At 54.0% G+C, this 20069-nt stretch carries 12 protein-coding genes and 3 pseudogenes; 3 read left to right on the top strand and 12 right to left on the bottom strand.

Features of this window, described 5'->3' with window-relative positions:
- Window positions 1-11: 11 nt before the first annotated feature.
- Entirely contained in the window at window positions 12-1760 is a 1749-nt protein-coding gene (locus HGBM_RS01875) for a DUF4850 domain-containing protein (protein WP_019119410.1), read from the bottom strand.
- A gap of 638 nt (window positions 1761-2398) precedes the next feature.
- Here HGBM_RS01875 and HGBM_RS01870 point away from each other — a divergent pair.
- Window positions 2399-3643 (top strand): IS110 family RNA-guided transposase, encoded by a 1245-nt coding sequence (locus HGBM_RS01870; protein WP_019119409.1) that lies wholly within the window; start codon window positions 2399-2401, stop codon window positions 3641-3643.
- A gap of 243 nt (window positions 3644-3886) precedes the next feature.
- Here the strand turns inward: HGBM_RS01870 and HGBM_RS26285 are convergent.
- Window positions 3887-5066 (bottom strand): annotated as a pseudogene (locus HGBM_RS26285) (MFS transporter).
- A gap of 201 nt (window positions 5067-5267) precedes the next feature.
- Between HGBM_RS26285 and HGBM_RS26280 the strand changes: the two are divergent.
- A pseudogene (locus HGBM_RS26280) lies at window positions 5268-5696 on the top strand (metal ABC transporter permease); the annotation flags it as partial.
- Between the two features lie 44 nt (window positions 5697-5740).
- On the opposite strand, the gene HGBM_RS31445 reads toward HGBM_RS26280, so the two are convergent.
- Complete coding sequence (locus HGBM_RS31445) at window positions 5741-6448, bottom strand: amidase domain-containing protein (RefSeq protein WP_019119406.1); 708 nt, start codon at window positions 6446-6448, stop codon at window positions 5741-5743.
- A 613-nt stretch (window positions 6449-7061) separates the two neighbouring features.
- Window positions 7062-8582, bottom strand: coding sequence for an oligosaccharide flippase family protein (locus HGBM_RS01850; protein ID WP_019119405.1), 1521 nt, complete (start codon window positions 8580-8582; stop codon window positions 7062-7064).
- Between the two features lie 193 nt (window positions 8583-8775).
- Here HGBM_RS01850 and HGBM_RS26270 point away from each other — a divergent pair, with 193 nt between their 5' ends.
- Window positions 8776-10074, top strand: coding sequence for a spermine/spermidine synthase domain-containing protein (locus HGBM_RS26270; RefSeq protein ID WP_019119404.1), 1299 nt, complete (start codon window positions 8776-8778; stop codon window positions 10072-10074).
- Window positions 10075-10106: 32 nt separating this feature from the next.
- Here the strand turns inward: HGBM_RS26270 and HGBM_RS01840 are convergent, their stop codons facing one another.
- The 8 genes and pseudogenes from HGBM_RS01840 to HGBM_RS01805 all read right to left on the bottom strand — a co-directional run bounded on the left by HGBM_RS01840 (window position 10107) and on the right by HGBM_RS01805 (window position 20069).
- Window positions 10107-11030 carry a pseudouridine-5'-phosphate glycosidase gene (locus HGBM_RS01840; protein ID WP_019119403.1) on the bottom strand — a complete coding sequence of 308 codons (924 nt, stop codon included), beginning with the start codon at window positions 11028-11030 and terminating at the stop codon, window positions 10107-10109.
- Window positions 11027-12122: pseudogene (locus HGBM_RS26265) on the bottom strand (carbohydrate kinase). Before HGBM_RS26265 ends, HGBM_RS01840 begins: the two are co-directional and overlap by 4 nt.
- 179 nt (window positions 12123-12301) lie before the next feature.
- Window positions 12302-13696, bottom strand: a complete 1395-nt coding sequence (locus HGBM_RS26260; protein WP_019119402.1) for an APC family permease — start codon at window positions 13694-13696, stop codon at window positions 12302-12304.
- Between the two features lie 195 nt (window positions 13697-13891).
- Window positions 13892-14719: an aldo/keto reductase gene (locus HGBM_RS01825; RefSeq protein WP_019119401.1), complete on the bottom strand. Its 828-nt coding sequence runs from the start codon at window positions 14717-14719 to the stop codon at window positions 13892-13894.
- A gap of 108 nt (window positions 14720-14827) precedes the next feature.
- Window positions 14828-15769, bottom strand: coding sequence for an LCP family glycopolymer transferase (locus HGBM_RS01820; RefSeq protein WP_019119400.1), 942 nt, complete (start codon window positions 15767-15769; stop codon window positions 14828-14830).
- A gap of 18 nt (window positions 15770-15787) precedes the next feature.
- Window positions 15788-17713, bottom strand: a complete 1926-nt coding sequence (locus HGBM_RS26255) for a polysaccharide biosynthesis protein (protein WP_019119399.1) — start codon at window positions 17711-17713, stop codon at window positions 15788-15790.
- A 113-nt stretch (window positions 17714-17826) separates the two neighbouring features.
- Complete coding sequence (locus tag HGBM_RS01810) at window positions 17827-18783, bottom strand: ATP-grasp domain-containing protein (RefSeq protein WP_019119398.1); 957 nt, start codon at window positions 18781-18783, stop codon at window positions 17827-17829.
- Between the two features lie 14 nt (window positions 18784-18797).
- Complete coding sequence (locus tag HGBM_RS01805; protein ID WP_019119397.1) at window positions 18798-20069, bottom strand: type III PLP-dependent enzyme domain-containing protein; 1272 nt, start codon at window positions 20067-20069, stop codon at window positions 18798-18800.

Genomic DNA, 20069 nt, shown 5'->3' with positions numbered 1-20069 from the left:
GCCGACCTGCCCTACTCTCGTTCGGGCTGACCGTAACTGGCGGCGAAGAAATCGAGGATTGCGGCGGCCAGGTCGTGCTTGTCGGCGCGAATGCTGATCTCCTCCGCGCGAAACCAGGCGCTTCCCTCTCCGTGCTGTTGAAAGGCCATCCCGTTCGTCTCGTAGCCGGGGTTCGGATTCTCTTTGGCATAGGCCATTACGTTTGCAGTCAGCAACGTCTGTTTTTGAAAAGTCAGCAGCTCTCCGGGAAACCCTTGCTCCTCCGCCCACTCCTTCAACGCGGGGAAATAAACGGCAGCGCTCGAAATGGCGCAGCCCTGACAGCCACCGGCGGTATCGAAATAGCTATCACCCGGATCCTGGAGGCGGATGTCAATCGACTCGTTGGCACCGATGGCATCGGCAACCACCTTCCAGTCTTTTGGCCCAAGCAGCAAGATCCCATGTTCTCCGTCCCCCTGATTGATCCAAAATGCCGCCAGTTCTTGCTGCAAACCGGCTGGAATCGAAAACCGGACAGGTGGCAGCGGTGATTTGGGTGTGATCGCGACCGGTTCAGGCCAGTCGACAGCGTAGTCTGCCGCGACGCCGTACAAGGGGAGTTTTACCGCCGGATCCCCTTCCTTCATCTGGAATGAGACAGTTCCCTGTTGGACAACCTGCCGGGCATTATTCTGAGCTTCTAATGCTTTTTTCGAATAGTGCCAGCTGCGGCCTCCATCTTCGGTAAAGTAAGGCAGATACAAGGAGCTTCCTTCTTTTACAAACTCCAGCATCACTACACCTTTAACCTTGTCCTGACCGAAAAAAACGGGCGGATAAACGTTGCTGTAGTGATCCTGAAGCGTAGGCGGGACATCAAGTGTTTGCTGCTTCCAGGTCTTCCCGCCATCCGCAGTATGGAACAAAAGGGTCCCGTCTTGTCCGTGATACAAGGAAGAAATCCAGCCCTCAGAGACAGTTCTGAATGTCATGCCGGTCGGATAACTCTCCACATGACTTGTGATATCGCCTATCCGGTGCCAGCTTTTCCCTCCGTCTGTCGTCTGGTACAATTCTTTGACCATTTGTCCCAGCCCGGGGGAAGAGGTTAACAGGATATAGCCATTGTTTTTGTCGACAAATTCAAAGAACTGTTTGCCATCGGTTGCCGTCGCTTCAGGCAAAGCGCTCTTCCGCCAATTTTCCCCTCCATCATCGGTATAAAACACGGCTACTTCCTGATTTTGTCCATTGCCTGTACCGGCTGAAATCCAGATTAGCACGGGAGTCTCAGCAGCCTTGCTTTTCCCTTCAGTGCCCCCGGCAGCAGATTGGGCGACGGTCGTGATTTCCGACGGCAGCGAAATCCAGAACACCTCTTCCCTTTGGCATAGCAGGTTCATTTGTTCTTCCGTCAGCTTGGCCATAAACGTGCGGGTGGTCACAAACGTGATGTCGCTCGCTGCTACAATCGACTGTTTGGCCGCGAACTCCTGAAGATTGTAGGGATCTGAAATGCCTACCAGCACTTCCAGCGGAGTATTGGGACCCACCTCATGTACTTTTTCCACAACATATCTTGAAATTTTTTGCTGGGATGCTTCTTCTCCCCCTGCGCCTGGACGATCGCTCACGCTTTGCTTGCCGCCGGCAGTCTGGGGCAGCCCGTCAGTCCCTCCCTTGCTTGCATTTCCCTCAGCATAGGCCGGCCATACCGCAATCGAAGCTGCCATCAGGCATGCGGATATGGCTGGGGCAAAACCACTGCGCCTCTTCATCTTCTTCCCTGCCTCGTATAGTATTTCCTGAAGGCAGGTTCGAGCCAATTTCCAGTACCTTAACACGGTGATCCCCACCTTCGAGATTTCCAGTTTTGCTTCCACAAATAATAGTGGAAAGCGTCTAATCCATATTCGAATGTAGTCTGTCAAGGTCGCGAAGCGTTCATTTTAACCTTGACAGACGGGCCTGGGCACTCACACTTTTTCTTGTCCGGCAAAACCTTGCTGGACCTGCCTCACGGCGAGTGACGGGGTGCAGGGGACGTGTTCCCTGCGTCTCCCCCTCTGGGGGACGGATGGGGGATCTGTCCCCCATGCTCATTTCTAGCAAATAATAGAAAAGGGTTGGACTTTCCGGAATGTCTCTGGACAATGGAACATAGGGGTCCATTCGGGGAAATTCTCCTCCCTCCTGTAGCATCGTCTACACCAGAAGTCTGTTTCTCCGGTACTCGCTCGAACTTCTAACCCGCTGGCTGTTCCCTTTGGCACCCCATGCCCGACTGTAGCAGCGTCGGGGCAGCTCATGGACCGAAGCGTGTTCTGATAGGCGAGGGTGATTGATCGGCGAGTGCGCCGGAGGCATCCCGGAGAGTCCGTCCCTGAATCCCTCACAGAAAGGAGGAATTCTTCTTATGAAGCTGTTTGTCGGTATTGACGTCAGTTCTGACGAACTGGAAGTGTGTTTCATGAATGCAGAAGGTGATACGCTTGAGACGTTTCAGGTGAAAAACGATCTATATGGCGCTTCTCACCTGCGGGACCATATCGTCGCTGCCTCGGACAAGCTTTCGTGTTCCGAAATCCACATTGGACTGGAAGCAACTTCTGTCTACAGTTGGCATCCTGCCATGTTCCTGCATGAGGACGAATCGCTTCGGCAACGAAAGACCAAGGTGTTTACCATCAATCCGAAGCTCATTCACAAGTTTAGGGAAGCCTATGCCGATCTCGACAAAACCGATCGCATTGATGCCTGGATCATCGCCGATCGTCTGCGCTTCGGCAGATTGAAAACGACGATTGTAATGCAGGAACAATACTTGGCTCTTCAACGGCTGACCCGCATGAGGTTCCACCTGGTGCACAACCTGACAAGCGAGAAGCAGTACTTCCTGCAAAACTTGTTCTATAAGTGCAATGCGTTTCGTTCCGAGGTGGACAGCTCCGTGTTCGGCCATGCCATTCTGGAGATGCTCTCGGAGAAATACAGCCTGGATGAGATTGCAAACATGGAGGTCGCCGATTTGGCCGACTATCTTAAGGAGAAGGGGAAGAACCGTTTCCCCAATCCCGATCATGTTGCCCGGTGCATACAGAAAGCTGCTCGGGCCTCCTACCGCCTTTCCAAGGTTGTTGAGGATTCCATCGACATCGTGCTGGGTACGTCGATCCAATCGATTCGGAGCATTCAGGCCCAGCTCAAGGAGTTGGACAAGGCCATCGCGCGGATCTTGGAAGGCATCACCTGCGCTACATGTCTGCGCTCCATTCCGGGCATCGATCTGGTTTATGCCGCCGGTATTCTGGCGGAGATCGGCGACATTGAGCGTTTCAGCGACCAGGCCGCTGTGGCCAAATACGCTGGTCTCACGTGGCGCAGACATCAGTCCGGCTCGTTTGAAGCCGAAGATACGACACGCATTCGTTCCGGCAACCGATTCCTTCGCTACTACCTGGTTGAGGCTGCCAACTCGGTGAAAAACCGCGATCCGGAATTCGGTGAATACTACCGGAAAAAATACAAGGAAGTACCCAAGCACCAACACAAACGCGCCCTCGTCTTAACCGCAAGAAAACTTGTGCGTCTGGTCGATGTGCTGCTACGCAACGGCCAACTTTACACGCCTAGAAGGAAGGTGAACAACGCAGAGGAATAACTCCTCCTTTGTCAAAGTCCTTCGATCATTCCCAGTAAAATTTTGGTAGAAACCTTGATTTTTTACTGGGTCTAGTTTGGTAATGCCATCTTCCCTGATAGAAGGACTTTATCACAAGCAAAATTTCCAATTCTCATGATTCAGGGACTTGACATCATACCGCTGGACTTTTCGCTCATGATCAGTCAGTATTTTCCACACCATTTGACGGAAAACAGCGAGTTTTCGTTACAAAAAAGGTATTTAATGGGAACCCGATGGATCCATGCCCGTTTGTTCCGGAATGGCCGGTCTGGCAACAGAGTATACCGCACACAAAAAGGCCAATGCCGCGATGGCGGCTCCGATCCAGGCGTTGTACACTGCCCCGTACGTTTCTATGACCAATCCGCCAATGCTCGACCCGAGCGCGATGCCGATATGGCTGGTAGAGGAATTCAGGCCGAGTTGGATGTCCGAAGTCTTTGGCGCGGTTCTGATCAAATACTGCTGCTGCGCGGGAGTGACGGCCCAGCTTAACAAACTCCACAAGGCGAGCAGCACCATGAAGACCGCTGACGAAAAAGCGGCGAACGGCAGCAGGAATAAAGCACAGGCAAATACACCCGTAATGACCAGGATGAATTTGGGCGACGGCCATTTGTCTGTCACCCAGCCGCCTATCCCCCCTCCCATCACAGCCGCGATGCCAAATACAAAGTAAACCAGGCTGATTCCGGTGGAATGGAGGTGCAAAGCGGTCTGCAGGAAGGGAGCGAGGTAAGCGTACAAGGTCAAATGTCCAGCCAGCATCAAGATGGTTACCATATGGGCGCTGATGATTTTTGCGTGTTTCAGCGAACGGAGCTGCTCCCTGATGGACAGCACCTGCTCTGACGCCACCCTCGGCAAAAGTGTGTACACGCCGATGAGCGTGATTGCGGCCAGCGCGGAAACGAGGTAAAAAATGGCTTTCCAGCCAAGTAATTGACTGACGACGATTCCGATCGGCACTCCCAAAACCAAAGAACCGCTGATCCCCATGGAAATGAGGCCAATCGCCCTCCCCCGAAACGGCTTTGTGACCAGCTTTGCCGCAATCGTTACGGAAAGCACCGTCATCAGCGAACCGCTGGCTGCCAGTACGATCCGCGACAAGAGCAGTACGGCGTAGTTTGGACTGAGCGAAGAAATGAGACAGCCCGCCAGAAACACCGATAGCGACCATATGTACAGCCTTTTCCGTTCGATCCGGGCCGTGATCGACAGCAGCAGCGGTGCAGCCAAGGCGTACACCAGGGAATACACGGAGATCAGCTGCCCGGTTTGACTGACGGAAACGTGCAAATCCGCTGCGATGTAGATTAACACGCCGCCGATGATCAACTAGACTGTCCCGACCAACGAATGACGCAGCCGCCAAAAGATAGATACTTGGATTCAATCCATCACCTTCTTCACTGGCTTTACTCGGCGCACCCGATTGGAATGCAGTCTATCTCTATGCACGCCCCCGTTCGTGCATGCGCGCGATTCGAAATCATCCCCTCTCCCCTCCCTTGAAAATCGTTGGCGGAAGCAGGCAGATCACTCCGCCCAACAAGCGATGCGAATCGTATTGACAATGTAATTTTTACCACATAGCCTCATCTGCGGATTCTACAAACAATTTAAATTCTGTTCATTTGATCCGATGATGGCGGCAGCTACAGAGATACCGGTCGCTCTCTTTCACTATTTGCTCATGGGGCTTGTTTCGGTCACGACAGTCGCCTCCTTCGAGAGTGTAGGAGCGATCCTGGTGGTCGGAATGCTGGTGGTGCCTCCGGCTGCGGCATATCTGCTCACGGAGCGTTTGAGCCGAATGCTGCTGTACAGTGTTGCCATCGGCAGTCTCTGTTCGGTACTCGGGTATTACACTGCCCACCTGCTGGATGCCTCGATCGCGGGCTGCATGATCAGTGTTGCCGGCTGCTTCTTCATCGCAGCCTTCCTCTTCTCTCCCGCGCACGGGATCATCTGGAGAAGGTGGAAGCAAAGGCGGATGATCCGGGAGGCCGCGGCAGACAATTGAACCAAATAGCAAAAGAGCTGGCCTCGCGTCAGCTCTTTTGCGTGTCAATCGTTGATATGGATTAGCAAAAATTTGGTTGACATGCCCCAGCCCAAGTCCCAGGGAACGAGATTTCGATCGCCGGTATGTGAATTGACCAGCGGGTAACCGTAGCGGTCATACCCGACGACCACGGAGAAATGATCGACATCTCCGTTAAATTCGTAGGCGATCAGATCGCCGGGCTGAAGCACGCTGATCGCCCCTTTGGGATAGCGATCAGTGGGCTTTACAACGTCGGCAAAATACCCGCGGGCGATCAGTCGGCCGTACCCTCTGTTTAAAAGGAAATTTTTAAAGGCATCCGTCTGCACCCAGCTCCGCGTGCCGCCAGAATTGTACCAGTATCGCCACCCCATCGTCATCGGCAGACCCCCGCCTTCTTTCGGATCTCCGATCACCTGCGAGGCAAAATTCGTGCAATCCCCGCCCAGGTACGTATAATCCCGATAGCTTTTGTTGTATCGATTGTTATTCCCCGCCCCCCACGCAGCTCCCGCGTATTTTTGCGCGTAGGCTACGGCACGGTCCCGGTGGTACCGCTTCTTTTTCCCCATCGCTTGTCCCTCCATAATGCGGAAGGTTTCCACCTGGTTTTTCTGGTTTTTCTGCTTTTTGCTGTTCCGCGGTGTATAGAGCGAATCTGCCGGAGCATCTGCAGGAATAATGTCGATATCCTCTTCAATCGGGTCCGTGTACCACTCGCTGAGCACCTTCCATTCTCCGCCGGCCTTCTTCAGCGTAAGGGCATGGCGGGTGCCGATGCCAAAATGGTGAGGCAGGAACGGTTGACCCTCGTATATGTAGGTCAGTTTCAGCGTCTGAATCAGGTATGCTTTAGCCCGCTCCCCCTCTGTACGAATGCGGATAAACCGGAGGGAGGTCTCGGCATTTGTGAAATCAAGACCTCTTTTCTTGGCCCAGGCGTTGATGTACTGACTTCTTTTTTGCTCATGTATCTTCGCGTAGCGGCTGGTATTTGCTTACAGATAATACTTCTCGATTGATTCGGGGCGTTCGTTGATTAAAAATTGAGTACGATCTTCATACAACTGCGTCAAAAATTGCCTCACTTCTGATTCCGGCTCCCCGTTTGGCTCGGCTTGGGACAGAGCCGGATAGAGCAAGGACATACAGACAGCGGCGAGTATACACTACCATTTCACCGGCAATACACGTCCGCTTGCTTGTCGTTTCGCTTCATGATCAAGGCTATCTCCCCTTTTTCTCGGCCCTGATACGATAGCAGGCCCCAGTGTTATTTTGGACCCGAGCGGATTTTTTATGCCAAGCAGCGGGAAGCTCGAACACTCGCTTGAGACAGCATCAGTGAAGGCTCTTCTTGTAGAATCCCAAAAACCGAACCAAAAAATAGAGCATCATCAATCCAAACGAGAGGACCAATCTGGCAATCATGCGCATGTACTCCGACCACGGAAGCAGCTCGACCAGCAGATTCACCGCAAAAAAACTGCAGCCGACAATGCCGAACAGCACGACTGTTTCCTGAAAGATTGACCCGAGCGGAAAGAAACCTTTTACCTTCCACTTCAACGCCCCAAGATTCCAGGCGGTTGCGACAAATTCCAGCGTCAACAGTCCGATGGCAGCGGCCAGATGGCCCATTCCGGGGATCGCGCACAGCACATAGCTGATCACTATCGTGCATACTTCGCCTACGGCCAAACCGATGACAGGGGCCTTCCGCATCTCGGTCACCCAGATGACCGTATTGGACAGCTCAAACAGGCCGACCAGCATCGGAGCCATCGAGGTATACCGGATCGGATTGGTTAGCGATTCATCACCCATGATGAGAACTGATAAATCGTTGGCGTAAAAATAGAGAAATCCCGATGCAGCAGCTCCCCATAACCATCCGAATTCAAATGCCTTGGAAATGCGCCAGCGGAATCGATCCATCCGCCCTCTTGCCCAGTCGGCGGTGATTTTTGCGGCCAGTGTATGGGACAGGGCAGCGGTGATAATGGTCGGAAGATACGTAATCGTGGCCGCCATTCCGGAAATCTCTCCGTAGATGGCCGTCGCCTGATGAATCGTCAGTCCAGAATCGACCAGGCGGTGGGGAACGATCAACGTATCAATAAAATCTGCCATCGGGATGAACAGGCGTGTAGCGAGAACGGAGACGGATGTGTAAAAAAAAACGATAATGCCCGTATCCTTTCTTTTCGCCAGGGGAAGGGGAAGTTTGCTGACGGCCTCCCGCTTTTTCATCCGAAACATCAGGACAGCGAACAGGAACACAAAGGCGACGAACGCTCCGGTCGATGCCCCGAACGTCGCACCTCCGACAGCACGTCCAATGCCGTAACTTGTCCACATGGTTACACATACCAAGATGGTCGTGACACGGACCAGCTGTTCAATCACTTCTGACGCGGCAATCGTCCCGTACGACTCGATTCCCTGCAGAAATCCCCTGGTGATGCCGAGCAGAGGGACGATCATCATGGCCGGAGCCAGCAGCCGGAGAGGCCAGACGAGATTAGGGTTGCCAAACATCGCAGCGATCTGCGGTGCGTAATGATAGGAAGCCAGACCGCACAATCCGCCTGCCAATGCCAAGAGCAAAAAGACAATCCAATAGATCCCGTATCCGCGCCGCCTGTTTTTGGCGGTGGTAAGCGCCAATGCGGACGGAAAGCCCCCTGATACGATCGACAGCACGAATCCGTAAAAAGCGTATGCCATTTCGTACAGGCCAATCCCTTCCGGACCAAGCATGCGAAACATCGGAATGCGGACTAAAGCACCGATGACTTTCACGAGAAAAATGGCACTGGTGCGAAGAACCATCTGCTTGAAGATGACTGGTAGCCTCATCCTTTTTCCTCCGAACTAGTGTATCACCTTTGTCCAATGTATGAAGCGAATGGGACAGGTATGTCTTCGGAGGAGGACAAATTTGCTTCTTCTGCAATGGCTCATTCGCACAAATCCTGGCAAAGAATGACCAACCATATGCGGCCGAATAAGATAATGAAGCCAGTCAAATCATCTGAAAGGGGGATTCTTTTTGATCACGCTGGAAAAGCATCTCATCATTGAGGCCTTTGGATGCCCGTCTGGCAAACTGAATCAGCTGGAAACCGTAAAAACAGCCCTGACCCAAGAGGTCTCTCTATTAGGGGAAAAAGTGCTGTACACTCACTTTCGCAGGCAGCCGTACGGGATCATGGGAACGATCATCGGTGCCTTTTCCTGCATGTCTGTCTTTGTTTCGGCAAAGCAGCAGTACATTACGCTTGACTTCCTTTCAAGCAAAATCGGCTTAAAACACCCTGAACGGTTTTTGGAAGAACTCTCACCGGTTCAGATCTTTGTCTATGACCTTACCCGCGGCCAGTCACATCATCACGCTGCTCTGGACGAGGAACCAGACCGGGCCTCCCGGATTGATGAGAACGAAGGCCAGCCCTCCCGGCACAAAGAAGGCAGGGGAACGGGAAAAGATCTCGCCGAGCTGATGGATTTGTCGTCAAAAGAGCACAGGGTGGTATTCGACGGAAGCAGCGCGTTCCAAGACATTTTTCTCTGCGAGGTAACCGATCTGCGGATGTACTTGAATCAGCAGCTGCAATTTAGCTCTGTAGACGAGAGAGTCTACCATGAGGCGCTCGTTCACCCGGTGTTGGAACTGGCCAGTTCGCGGGACAGGGTCTTGATTCTCGGAGGGGGGGACGGGCTTGCGCTGCGCGAGGTGCTCAAATATCCGGATGTCGGCCGCGTTGATCTGGTTGATATCGATCCGGTGGTGATCGGATTGGCCCGGACGCTGCCTGAATTTGTCTGTCTGAATCAAGGGGCGCTTACCGACCGCCGCACTCACGTTCACCTTGAGGATGCGGAAGACTTTATCACCAAGGCAGGCCGGTACAACATCATCATGATCGATCTTCCCGACCCCGCTGACGAGGTGATCGCCCGCCTCTACACCAGGGAGTTTTATCAGCAACTGGCCCAGCGGCTGCTCCCCGGAGGGCTGATCGTCTGTCAGGCGCAGTCGCCGGAAGAAGCCCCCCTGGTCTACTGGTCGATCGCCAGAACGTTTGAGAGCGCAGGGCTTGCGACACGCAGCTACCACGTCAGGGTTCCTTCCTTTGGCGATTGGGGCTTTCACCTGGCTGCGGCAGTGCTGGAGATGCCCGCTGTCCTGACGCCGTCAGTAGAGAACCGGACGCTGCCGGAAGATCTCACGTCCCTGTTTCAGTACGAGGCGGAGGTCGCATCCAAGCGGCTGCAGGCAAAAGTAAATTCGCTTGACTGTCTGACACTCCATAGGCTCTTTGCTGAAGAGGTGGGTCCGGACTGGTAAAAAGGCCATTCCCGACCGTTGGGAATGGCCTTTTACCGATTTAATTCATTGGCCTGCAGCGCAACGGCAATTTTTGCTGCCACTTCGGCATTGTGCTTCACCAGGGAGATATTGGTTTGCAGACTTTTCCCCGCGGTCAGCTGTTTGACCCTGTCCAGCAGAAACGGTGTCACATGCTTGCCCGTGATGCCGTTCGCTTTGGCTTCTTGCAGGGCTTGCCCGATGGCCGCTTCGATCTCTCCGTGCGGCAGGGCGTCCGCTTCCGGCACCGGGTTGGCGATGACCAAACCGCCATCCAGCCCCAGCTTCCACTTCGTATCCATCACGGCAGCTACTGCTTCCGGAGAGTCAAGCCGGAAATCGACCTGGTAGCCGCTTTCACGAGAGTAGAACGACGGGAATTCGCTGCACTGATACCCGACGACAGGCACCCCTTGCGTCTCCAGGTATTCCAAAGTCCTGCCGATGTCGAGGATGGATTTGGCACCGGCGCAAACGACAGCGACATTGGTCCGGGCCAATTCGGTCAAGTCGGCCGAGACATCCCAGGTCACCTCCCCTTCGCGGTGGACACCGCCGATGCCGCCCGTGGCAAACACTTTGATACCGGCAAGCCCGGCGGCAATCATCGTCGCCGCAACCGTAGTGGCACCGATTTTGCCGGTGGCGAGGATGTATGGAAAATCACGGCGGCTTACTTTTTCTACTTCTTGATTGGTCGCAAACTCTTCCAATTCTTGTTCATCCAGGCCGATCTTGATCTTGCCGTTCATGATCCCGATTGTCGCGGGGATCGCGCCGTTATCGCGGATAATCTGTTCCACCTGCCTCGCCATCTCGATGTTTTGCGGATAAGGCATGCCGTGGGAGATGATCGTCGTCTCCAGCGCCACGATTGGCAGGTTGTTTTCCAGGGCGTGCTGAACCTCTTTTGTAAACGTCAGGTATTCTTTCATTTTATTCTCTCCTCTGCTAGTAGGGTGAGTTGCTCCGGCCGCAGATGCGGGGATACCGACTGTTCCGTTTGCAGCGTCAGGCTGGACGCCGCCAGTCCCAACAAGCAAGCCCGCGGCAGCTCTTCACCGTGTATGATTCCGTACAAAAAGCCCGCGTCAAATGCGTCCCCTGCCCCTGTGACATCGACGACTTCTGTGGGAAAAGGCGGGAGATGCTCGGAGCCATCTGGCGTCAAGTAGAAGATGCCCGACTCGCCCAGCGTCACGATGACGTTTTTTACGCCCCGCTCCCTGATTTTCTCGCAAGCTGCCCGACAGTCGGCCGGCGATTTGATCTCCATCCCGGCCAGCTGCTCAGCCTGTTCCCTGTTTGGCAGGATCGTATCCACGCCTTCGAGCAGCGGCGGAAGTTTTTTTGCCTTGGCCGAAGAGATCGGATCGACGTACAGGGGGATATTTTCGTCCCGGCAGCGGTTGATCAGGTAAGCAAGGCTTTCTTCCGGAAAGTTCGTATCGAGAAAAACAGCGCGCGAGGCCGCGATATGCGACCACTTCTCCGCAATCATGTCGGGTACAACCTGATCGTAGATGTCCATATTTGCCAGGGCGACCGTCATCTCCCCATCCGAATCGAGCAGGGCGGTGTAGGTTCCCGTCCGTTCGGCAGGCAGCACCCAGACTTGACTCACATCAATCCCGTGCTTCTTCGACTCTTGCAGAATCCAGCCTCCCTCTTTATCATCGCCAAGACTGGTGATCAACGACACCGTGCAGCCGAGCCGACTCAGGTTTTCGGCCACATTGCGGGCCACTCCTCCACATGATTCAGAGATCGTGACCGGGTTGGATGAATGCAGCTGCACCTTCTGCTTGCCTGTGTGCCTTGCGGTCCAGATTGGCGCCGCCGATGCAGGTAACCAAGGCGTCCTCGCGGAGGATGTAAGCGCGCCCCTTGATTTCGCCGCGCTTTGTCAATGCTGCGATATAGCCGGCCACCGCCGAGCGGGAAATGCCGATCTTGCCTGCCAGCTCCTGCTGGGTGATAAAAGGATTGAGGCGGATATGCTGAAGAATCTGTTGCTCCTTGTCCAAGCGTTTCCCTCCCTTTGCGAAAGCGCCGCCCACCAAACATTAGTTTATCACGCAAACAAAAGTTTATCCAGTCTCCCTGCCCTCCCCGTTTCGCAGCATGAACGAAAAAAAGCCTGCAGACCCGTTTCTGAGCGAAACATCGCCTGCAGGCTGAACCTGTTTACAGCCGTTCCAACCCCTTATTCCGAATCCGCGGGGATTGTCGCGCGGGTATGCGCCGGCGTGTTTGGCAAGCGCATCATCAGAATCACGCCGATGACCCACCAGACAATCGCCATCACCCATTCATAGGGCCAGACCAGTGCGGCCGGCATCCCCGGCAAATACAGCACCGCGAGGAAAAAGCTGAGGACAACGGCGATGACTCCCACCGCGCTGCTCTTGCCGGCGCAAAAAGGCCTCGGCATATCCGGTGCTTTTTTGCGCAGGATCACAAATGCCAGTGATACCATCAAATACGTGATCACGATATTAAAACTGCCGGCGTCGCTCAACCATACCAGCATCTTTCTGCCGAACAGCGGCGCAAGGAAAGAGAGGATTCCGATAAACAGAATGGCGTTTGACGGCGTTTTGTATTTGGGATGCAACCTCCCCAGCCAGCTTGGCAGCATCCCGGATTCGGCCATGGCGTACAAGATGCGGCTGCCGCCGATGAAAAACGCGTTCCAGCTCGTCAAAATCCCGCCGATGCCGCCCAGGATCAATATTTTCCCGAACAAGGCGCTGTTGAAGACCGTCTGCATCGCATCCGCGGAAGCCAAATTGGACTTTTCCAGCGCAGCCTTGTCGAGTCCATTGGCGACGCCGAAAATTACCGCAATGTAAAAGACGATGCCCATGATGACGGATGCAAGCAGCAGCTTGCCCACTTGCTTGGCCGGTATATTGATCTCTTCTGCAGCCTGCGGAATCACGTCAAATCCGACAAACATGAACGGCGTCACCATCAACACCCCCGCGATGCCGCTGAACCCGCCGACAAATAACGGCTGCAGATTGGCCGGGTTGCCGCCGACCGCCGATCCGGCGAATAACAGCCCGCCTGCAACGAGGATCAAAACCGTGCAGATCAATTGAAACACAGCAGCCGGCTTAACGCCGATGTAATTGAGCCATGCGATAAACACCGAGCCTGCCATTCCGACGACGACCCAGGAAAAGTAGACATCCCAGCCCGCTATCGTCCACATGTACCCGACTTGATAATTCGGAAAGAGGTACTCCGTGACAGTCGGCAGCGCCACGGCTTCAAAGGCGACGACGGAAATATAGCCCAAAGCTATCGCCCATGACGTGACAAAAGAAGCTCTTATTCCCATCGCTCGCAAGGTATATTCGTGCTCTCCGCCAACTTTTGGCATGGCCGAGGTCAGCTCGGCATAGGTCAACCCCACGAAAAAAACGATGATTCCGCCGATCAAAAACGCCAGCATCGCTCCGATCGAGCCTGCCGAAAGGATCCAATCGCTGGACAAAACCACCCAGCCCCAGCCGATAATCGCGCCAAAGGCCAATGCCAGCACATCAAATCGCGATAATGTACGAATAAAACCGGATTGATTCTGTTGCATACATCCCCCACCTTTTTCAGTCTCGTTTCAAGCTGAGCTGATTTGCGCGTCCTGTTTTTATAATTTTTACAATATACAGACAACATTATACACGTCTCACCGGGAAAAGAAAACAAGGGGAGGGATCGGGACCGTCTCATAAGGGGGTTGAGATATGCCATGCGGCAAAGAAAAAGGAGGCAGCAGGCGCCTCCTTTAAAAGTTGAAATTGTCGGGGTCTTGTCCAACGCGTTTATTCTCGTTCAACCCGTCCAAAGCGGCCATGTCATCGGCGGACAGGACAAAGTCAAAGATCCCGGCGTTTTCAGCAATTCGCTCTGCACGGCTCGATTTGGGTATCGTCACCACGCCGTTCTGCAGGTCCCAGCGAAGGACGATCTGAGCCGGGGTCTTCTGATGCTTGGCTGCAATCGCCTGTACGGTCGAATTGTTCAAGATCTGTCCCCTGGCGAGCGGGCTCCACGCCTCCAGCTGGATTCCCTGTGCCTGGCAAAAACGGCGAAGTTCCTGCTGGGACAGCAGCGGATGGTACTCCACCTGGTTGACCATCGGCTTGATCTCACAGTCGACGAGCAGGTCTTCCAAGTGATGGACGTGGAAATTGCTGACCCCGATTGCCCTGACCCAGCCTTCTTTGTACAGCTTCTCGAGGGCTTTCCAGGTCTCTTTGTACTTCCCTTTGACCGGCCAGTGGATCAGGTACAGGTCGATCGTGTCCATCGCCAATTTTTTCCGGCTCGTCTCAAAGGCGGCCAGGGTCGATTCGTACCCCTGGTCTGTGTTCCACACTTTTGTCGTGATGAACAAATCTTCACGCCGCAAACCCGATTCTTTGACAGCCTGGCCCACTCCGGCTTCGTTGTCGTAAAGCGCAGCCGTGTCAATGCTGCGATACCCGTGTTCAAGGGCAAATCGAACGGCCCCTCGGACTTCTTCGCCATCCGGTATCTTGTATACGCCAAGGCCGAGCCAGGGCATTTTTACTTGGTTGTGAAGAACGGTACAGTCGCTCATGTGCTTCATCAGATCTCGCTCCTTTTCGGTAACAGGCTCTCCTTCCTTAAAGGTAACACGATATCCTGTCAGAATCTACCGACAAATACAAAGACCAACCGTCTGGCGGATATGGCGCTACGGTATGGCTCCAGCGGGGGGAGGCGGCGGGGTTTTGTCCAGTTCGAGCTGGTTTTGAAGCTCTGATTGTATCCGTGTTTGTTCATCCTGGTCCACGATATAATAGTAGATCCCATCGATGATGCTGCCTTCCCCGGCCATTTCGATCGAATTCACCTGTTCGAAGGCGAAGCGGTAGTCCTGCAGCATGTCCTTCCATTCGGAAAAGGTCACATTGGTCTTGACGTTTCGGCCCAATTGGTCCAGCACGCTTTTTGCCTTTGTCACGATATCTGGCCGTCCAACCTGTTTCAACATGCTTTTCACAATTTGCCGCTGCCGGCTGTTCCTGCCCAAATCTCCCCGGGGATCGTCATAGCGCATCCTGGCATAGGCCAGGGCAGCGCTGCCGTCCAGGTGCAGCGGCCCTTGGGGAAACGTGTGGTCCTCATAAGAAAAACTCATCTCGTTCTCCACGTCGACCCCGCCCAAGGCGTCAATCACCTGTTCAAACCCTTCCATATTGACAGAAATGTAATAGTCGATCGGGACCTGAAAAAATTGCTCGGCCGTTTTCACTGCCATGTCAACACCGCCAAACGCATAGGCGTGGTTGATTTTGTCAACAGTCCCGCGGTCCGCTATCTTCGTCCGGGTATCGCGGGGAATATTGACCAGAGTGGTCTGACCCCCGGCAGGGTTTACTGCAGCGAGAATGATCGCATCGGAGCGGCCGCGGTCGTTTTCCCGCTCGTCGACGCCTAATAGCAGGACGGATATGGGCTGCTGTTTTTGCACGGAGGCTTTCTGAGTCCTCAGCTCTGACTTTGCCGCTTGAAGCGGCTGGTACATTTGAGCTGCTGTTTTCTCCACGGCATGGTACAAGTAGTAGACATACCCCGCCGCTCCTGCCGCAAGCAGTGCAGCTGTACAAATCGCTATTTTCATCCATGTTCTCATAGGGCCGCCCCTCTTAGGCTACACATTCGTGACAATTTCCACTTTCGCATGGTGGGAACTGTTTTGCACCTGCAGCACTTTCTCTTGTTGTTCGGCTGAGAACGGCGCCTGATAATTGGGAACGATCTTCTGCAGCAGCTGCTTCATCCCCAGGTCGAATCGCTCTTCCACTTCATTCTCAACCAGTTGTTCCAATTGATCGAGATCACGCAAAAACTCATGCCAGGTAATCTGAAGCTGTTTTTCCACAAAAATCCTGCCATGCCTGGTAGCTGCGATCCCCTCTTCGTTCGTCAAAAGCTCCTCGTACAGTTTTTCACCCGGACGAATCCCGGTGTAAATGACTTTAATGTCAACTTCCGGCTCAAACCCGGACAGCCGAATCAGGTCCCGGGCCAATTTATCGATTTTGATCGGCTTGCCCATGTCAAGGATGAAAATTTCGCTGCCGGACGCCAGCGCACCAGCCTGGATGATCAGCTGCACCGCTTCGGGGATCGTCATAAAGTAGCGAACCATCTCGGGATGCGTGATCGTCACCGGACCGCCATGCTGGATCTGCCGTTTAAAAATCGGGATGACGCTCCCGCTGCTGCCCATGACGTTGCCAAAGCGCACAGCGACAAACTTGGTCTGACTCCTTTGGCCCAAACCGAGGACGAACATCTCCGCAACCCGTTTGCTCACACCCATGATGCTGACGGGATTGACCGCTTTATCCGTTGAGACCAGGACGAAGCGGGAAACGCCGTTGTGGTGCGACAGCTCAGCTACGTTCTTCGTTCCTATTATATTGGTTTTGATTGCTTCGACCGGGTTTCTCTCCATCAACGGAACGTGTTTATGTGCTGCCGCGTGAAAGACGACTTTCGGCAGATGAGCGGCAAAAACCGCTTTCATCCTCCTCCAATCCCTGACGTCGGCAATGACAGATTCAATCTGCAGCTGGGGATGCTGTTTTCGAAGTTCCAACTCGATCTCAAAGATGCTGTTTTCGCTATGGCCGAGCAGGAGCAGCTTCCACGGTTGATGGCGGGCGATTTGCCGGGATAATTCCGAGCCGATGGAGCCGCCTGCCCCTGTCACCAGGACCGTCTCGCCGCTGATGTAATTGGACACCTCGGTCAGGTCGACCGCCACCGGGTCCCGGCCAAGCAAATCTTCAATTTTCACATCCCGAATCATTTTCATGGAAATTTTTCCGCTAAGCAGGTCGGATACCTTCGGCAGAATCTTGATGCTTACCTTCATTCGATTGCAAATGTTCACGATCTCCGCAACCTCCTTTTTGGTCGCGGAGGGAATCGCGATAATGATGTCTTGAATGTCGTATTGTCGGATCACTTCAGGAATTTTTTCGCGGCCCCCCAGTACCGGCAAGCCCAAAATCTGCAAATTTCTTTTTGCCTTGTCATCGTCGATAAAAGCGACGGGATATTGTTCAGAGTCCGGGGAGTGGGTTAATTCCTTGGCCACCAAAACACCTGCGCTGCCCGCGCCGACGATCAAGGTTCTGCGCAGGTTGGGGCGCGATTTGGCCGAAGTGGCGGTAATGATTTTAAACATCATCCTGGCACCGCCAAGTCCAATCATCACAAATGCCCATGAGATCAAATAAATGGAGCGGGGAACGGCAAATGCGGGGACAACATACTGCAGCCCCCTTTGCAAGAGAAAGCAGCCAAGCTCAAGCAAGGTCGCAAGCTTAATAATCGAGATCAACTCAGCGACGCTTGCGAACATCAACACGGGGCGATACATGCGGGTGATGTACAAACCGGCCAACCCGAGAGCGACATGAGTGATTGCAGCATAAAGCAAAGCAGAGGTATTGGGGGCTCCTATGTCAAAATCAAATCTGACTTGATACGCCAGGACAACCGCAAGACAGATAATGCACGCATCTAAAAGTCCCATCAAGACCAAGCGGTTTTTGTAACTCATAATCACACCCCATATGACTCAATTTTCTCGGCACAGGCTTTACACATCACGGGATATTTGTATGAATATGTTATGTAGGTTTATGTACCTACGAAACGGGCTGGAAAACCGTCTCATACGATCATGATCTGGTCGTACTTCAGCATGACACTCCCCTCCGGTTGGCCTGTCAGGCGGCTGTCATTTGCCCGTCCCTGCAAATTCCGCAGGAGATAGCGGACAAAATTGAACCCGCACTCGTGCGCATGTGGGTAGCCCCCGCCAAAACGGGGGTTCATCTCCGAGACGACGAAGCCCTGCGGGGTGTAAAAACAGTCGATATCAATCGGCCCAACCGGCTTTACGGCTTTCAGTGTCTTCAGAACCAGTTCTGTCAAACGCTCATCTCTCACCGCCAGAGATTTGTCCGTCTCTCCGGCCCGCATCCGCAGCTTTTTTTTGCTGAAGATGGCGACCGGGGCGGCTGAAATCAGGTCCATATAAGCGTCCACACCGTATTCATCTCCGCTTACATATGGCTGAATCACGACTTCGCCGCTATGGGAACAGGCCGTTTGAAGCTCCGAAAGGCTGTCCGCCCGGCATAACCCCTGACTGGCACTTCCTTTCCTTGGCTTTACCAGCAGCGGAAAGGAAAGGGTCCCGGCTGCCAATGCCTCTTCTGCCGAAGCCAAACCTTGGTGCGTAGACACGCAGGGGACGCCGCTCGCCTGGAAGAATTGATACATCTTCCACTTGTCCAGGCACATCTCTGTCACAGCCGAATCTGACACGACCACCTGCACTTTTTCACGGAGAAAAGCCTCCTTGTAGCGCGACAGCACCACCAGCTCCGGGTCGATCAAGGAGAGGACTGCCGCGATCTGATGTTTTTTGCATATCTCCAGCAGCGTGTCTATGTAGTCGGCAGAGTCAATCCCCGGCACGATCTCAAAGCGATCCGCCGCGTGCAAGGCAGGGGCTGCTACGTCGCAATCCACGGCCACCACTTGCCCCAGATCTGCCCATTCGGCCTTAAAATACTGCAGCAGTCTCACCCGTCTGCCCACGCTGGCCAGCAAAATATTCATCGGACTCCTCCCGATCAGCGAATTTTTGACACAGACAACGGCTCAAAGCGGTAGAGCTGGTCGCTGAAAAATTGGGCCAACGTCTCCCGCCCTCGCAGTTCACGCCATTCGTTCTCACATCGCTGCACAATCGGAGGCCTGCCCTTGATAAACGGCGGATTAAACACCATCGTGTAGGCACCGGTATTTTCAAAGATGAAGTAGTCCCCCGCCCTGGGCAGCTTACCCGTTACCTGATGCAACAGGCAGTCCCTCTCCATGCAGGTGTACCCTACTACGTGAAACACCCCCGGTTCCCCGCCATTCTGTCGTCTGACGATCTGGTGCGGCAGGTTGTGACGGTGCATGGTGGGCTTGACGTTGTGGACGCTTCCGTCCACCAGGACAAACGTCTGCCCCCTCACATCTTTGACGTCGATCACTTTGCAGACGAATGAAAATGCATTGGCAGCCATCGCGATTCCCGGTTCCAGGATCAAGAGCGGGACATGTCCATAGGCTGCCATTTCCGCATGCATCACGCGGCAAACGGCCTCGGCGTAATCGTCAAACGTCGGCGTATTTTGAATCGGAAAAGATGGCGGCAGCTCTCCGTAGATGCCGCCGCCGACATCGATGTATTCAACCGTCTCCGGCAGGCAGACGCGGGCAAGCTGGCAGAGTTTTCCGGCGATCTTTTCGTAAACCGCCAAGCTGCGGTCGCTGGAAAAATGGCCATGCAACCCGCTAATCCTGAGGCTGGGAATGCGGGAGAGCTCCTCTACGGCGCGTTGAAAGGCCCCGTTTTCCACACAAAACCCGAACCGGCTCGCTTCGCGGCCGTCCTGCAGCGGGTTGACCCCGTTTTCCTGCAGGTCGAAATTGACCCGCAGGCCCACGCTCACCATCCGCTCGGGATAAGCTTCACAGTACCTTTTTACCAGTTCGATCTCGTAAAAGGAGTCCAGGTTGAGCAGGCTTTTGCCGTGCAGGGCCGCTTCGATGTCTGCTGCCTCCTTTACGGGGCCGTTGTAGATGATGCGGCTCGGGTCGACGCCGATTTTGAGAGCCAGATCGTACTCCAGCCGGGATACCACCTCGGCGTATCCGCCCAGTTTATTGATGAGGGCGCAGAGCTGCGGCAGGTAGTTGGTCTTGTACGAGTAGCCGATCAAAAAACGCGGGTAGCGGCTGGCAAACGCCTGATTGATTTTGCGGTAATTCTCCTTCAATTTCTCGCTGTCAAAAATGTAATAGGAGGATCCGAATAAACGATCCGCGCACGCTAATTGCTCGTAGGTGTACAT

Source organism: Brevibacillus massiliensis (assembly GCF_000311785.1).
GTDB classification, from domain to species: Bacteria; Bacillota; Bacilli; order Brevibacillales; family Brevibacillaceae; genus Brevibacillus_C; species Brevibacillus_C massiliensis.
This window is presented reverse-complemented; position numbering and strand designations above follow the sequence as displayed.

Bases quoted from the DNA above. Each gene is read 5' to 3' on its own strand.
- HGBM_RS01875 (WP_019119410.1), bottom strand. From the start codon at position 1,760: ATGAAGAGGCGCAGTGGTTTTGCCCCAGCCATATCCGCATGCCTGATG.
- HGBM_RS01870 (WP_019119409.1), top strand. From the start codon at position 2,399: ATGAAGCTGTTTGTCGGTATTGACGTCAGTTCTGACGAACTGGAAGTG.
- HGBM_RS01850 (WP_019119405.1), bottom strand. From the start codon at position 8,582: ATGAGGCTACCAGTCATCTTCAAGCAGATGGTTCTTCGCACCAGTGCC.
- HGBM_RS01840 (WP_019119403.1), bottom strand. From the start codon at position 11,030: ATGAAAGAATACCTGACGTTTACAAAAGAGGTTCAGCACGCCCTGGAA.
- HGBM_RS26260 (WP_019119402.1), bottom strand. From the start codon at position 13,696: ATGCAACAGAATCAATCCGGTTTTATTCGTACATTATCGCGATTTGAT.
- HGBM_RS01825 (WP_019119401.1), bottom strand. From the start codon at position 14,719: ATGAAGCACATGAGCGACTGTACCGTTCTTCACAACCAAGTAAAAATG.
- HGBM_RS01820 (WP_019119400.1), bottom strand. From the start codon at position 15,769: ATGAGAACATGGATGAAAATAGCGATTTGTACAGCTGCACTGCTTGCG.
- HGBM_RS26255 (WP_019119399.1), bottom strand. From the start codon at position 17,713: ATGAGTTACAAAAACCGCTTGGTCTTGATGGGACTTTTAGATGCGTGC.
- HGBM_RS01810 (WP_019119398.1), bottom strand. From the start codon at position 18,783: ATGAATATTTTGCTGGCCAGCGTGGGCAGACGGGTGAGACTGCTGCAG.
- HGBM_RS01805 (WP_019119397.1), bottom strand. From the start codon at position 20,069: ATGTACACCTACGAGCAATTAGCGTGCGCGGATCGTTTATTCGGATCC.